This is a genomic window from Nosocomiicoccus sp. HMSC059G07 (assembly GCF_001815515.1).
GTDB lineage: Bacteria > Bacillota > Bacilli > Staphylococcales > Salinicoccaceae > Nosocomiicoccus > Nosocomiicoccus ampullae_A.
The window spans coordinates 1-2759 of the sequence record NZ_KV820772.1 but is presented as its reverse complement, the minus strand read 5'-3'; the positions used below and the strand labels follow the sequence as shown (position 1 = coordinate 2759).

Here is a 2759-nt window from a genome sequence, read left to right as displayed (position 1 = left end):
CTACATATTGTTTTCTTTTGTGAAATAAAAAGTAAACAGTATTACCAACACCATAAAAAAGCCCTCACTATTGCGAGTAGCGAGGGCTTTGGTGAAGCCATGGAACTAATTTTTGTTATTTATATTATACAATTTATATTAGTGACTTGCAATGTTCAAGCTATTTGACTTCTAAATTAAATATTTCCCCTTTTACGATATCTACCATTATATCTATCATCTTCATATAACGTTAATTATTAAATTGTTTATTTAATTGATTCCCATTAATATCGATTTCTTTATTAGTTTTATAAAATATTTTTTGTTTCTAATTTTAAAAGTTATTAAGGCTTAGATAAAGTAATGTCATGACTACCTACATTACGTAATACAATATAATCAGGATTATTGTATTGAAAGGTCATACGTATTGACATAGTAGGTGAGGCTTCGAAGATTGATTTATGTCCTTTCATCTTTTTTACTCTTAAAGATCTTGGATAAGGTCGACCTTTTATCAATGCTTTAATTGCTTCATCAACTTCATCTTGAATATTTGAATCTAATTTATCGTATGCTCTTTTAAAGCGTTTTGTAATATCTAATTGGTACATAAATTAATTTTTACCTGAACGCAGGAACGAGATAGCATCGTTCACATTATTAAAAGATTTAACTTCATTATTAGAAATATTTTCTTCTGCTTCTTTTTCTCCTTTTTGCCATTCGGGAGACCAAAACCATGATTGATCTTTTGCGATGGTTATGACAGGTTGCATAATAAGTCTCCCATTTTCAATACTTACTTCTACTTGATCATCTTCATGTAAGTCTAATGCTTCTCTATGTTTTTTTGGGATTGTAATTTGTCCACGTTTTTTAACTGTTGATTTTACAGGTTTAATAGTCTTCTCCTGCTTAAAAGTTGTTTTCATATAATTCATTCTCCTTTAGTACTAAAAAATAGATACAATTCTTATTTTCAGAAAGTCATACTTACTGATTATATTTTAATATTTATTAATGAAAAGGGCAATTATTAAGTTTATATAAGTACATAAAACGACCGTTATATGAACGTTTTTACTTAGAGATTATAATTAGCCTGTTTTTAAGTGTTTTATAGTTCATTTACTCGGTATAATTATCTATGTATATATATATTATATTAAATCGTTTTATGTACTTTAAATTTGAGTGTCTTATATCTTTTTTAAGAGTAGTTTCCCTTTTTATCTATATAATTAATATGTTTTTACACTTTAATTGTGTACCGTTAATAAACATCTATTTTAGGAAGTTTTTGTTGTATAAAGGCATGGAAGAAACGCTAATGCATTTCTTTAATACGTTCGTTTTCACTCACTCTTATTTTTCGTGTTCCGACGGACATTTATTTACTTTGCATACTAGCATCTCTTCACTTATGTATTACAAGTCCAAGCACTCCGTGTGCTACGCAGATTTTCAATACCGTTACGAGATGCTTTGACGTATGCGTAAATAAAATATCATCTAATCTATTTTATATTAATTTGGAGCATTACAAGAATGTCTTAATACTATTGCATAATTAGTCTGTTTTCTCCACGGTTCTAAATTCCATGGAGTTTTTAGCCCTTTTGCATAGTCAGCATGACAATTTAACTGTGCTTTCATACTTGCAGTATTTTTCCATCTACTATTATTTTTATATTTGTTATAAACAGTATCCCATCTATATTTGACATAATGAGCTCGGACGATAGCATTACTTGGTTTAGCATAGGCAATATTTTTTGGATATAAGGATAAAGAAATTTTTCCCGATCTAGTTATCCATGACCCACTAGAATAATAGTTTGAAAAATTTGTAGGAGGTTTTTTAGCAGAATAAGTAGTAAATCCCTCATCCTCACCTAATGTATTGAAAGAATCGTTTTCAAATTTTTCTATTTCTTTTCTTTCGTAAACAGCATAAATAGACTTATTAATATCAAGTCTATTTTCTTCAATCAAAACAACAAAAACATCACTTTTATCAAAGTCAATGTTTTCTGCTGTTTTGTATTCTACTTGATATCCTAGTTCATCTACACTTGCCTTAGCGTTTTGTACTTCTAAAAAGATATAAGATGAAACAAGTATTGAGAAAATTAATAGTATTTTTTTCATAAGCATTCTCCATTCAATTGATTAATTAAATTGATTTATTATAATAAATTATATCATTTAAAATAAAAAGAGGGATATAAATGTTAACTTATAATGTATTCTTAATTATATACTTTTTCATAATACTTAATCTAATTGGAGTTATAACTTATTTTTATAAAAATAAAAAGAATGATAAGTCTAGGATTATTCTTATAGGCACATTAACATTAACTATAATATGTATATTATTAAATTTTACATCTGGAGAATTAATGGATGAATATATATTTGAAGATAATACATTGCATTTCTTTGCTTCTATCATAGTTTATTTTCTACAATTAATAGTTTTATTATTATATTTTAAAAAATTTAGTTACAATGATTAAAAGCTCAAAACTTACAGACTTACTTGTTATTGTATCAATCATGAGTAAGCTTAATAATAAAATGATTGAATATGGTATATACGAAGAAGTTAAGCATAGTAAAGTAATAGGTTATATTAATCCACTACACATTCATATATTTGATTACAAAAAAAGAAACGCTAAATGAAGTACTAAAATTAATTAATAATATTATAAATGCTAAAGAATTATGAGGAAAGCCCTACGATCCTAAACGGATCATAGGGCTTT

General features: G+C 26.6%; 3 protein-coding genes. All 3 read right to left on the bottom strand.

Features of this window, described 5'->3' with window-relative positions:
- Window positions 1–326: 326 nt before the first annotated feature.
- Window positions 327–596 carry a type II toxin-antitoxin system RelE/ParE family toxin gene (locus HMPREF3029_RS00145; RefSeq protein WP_070456994.1) on the bottom strand — a complete coding sequence of 90 codons (270 nt, stop codon included), beginning with the start codon at window positions 594–596 and terminating at the stop codon, window positions 327–329.
- Window positions 597–599: 3 nt separating this feature from the next.
- Window positions 600–917 (bottom strand): AbrB/MazE/SpoVT family DNA-binding domain-containing protein, encoded by a 318-nt coding sequence (locus HMPREF3029_RS00140; protein WP_070456992.1) that lies wholly within the window; start codon window positions 915–917, stop codon window positions 600–602.
- Window positions 918–1512: 595 nt separating this feature from the next.
- A complete protein-coding gene (locus tag HMPREF3029_RS09035) occupies window positions 1513–2136 on the bottom strand; it encodes a DUF2599 domain-containing protein (RefSeq protein ID WP_168161303.1) in 624 nt (207 codons plus the stop codon).
- Window positions 2137–2759 lie beyond the last annotated feature (623 nt).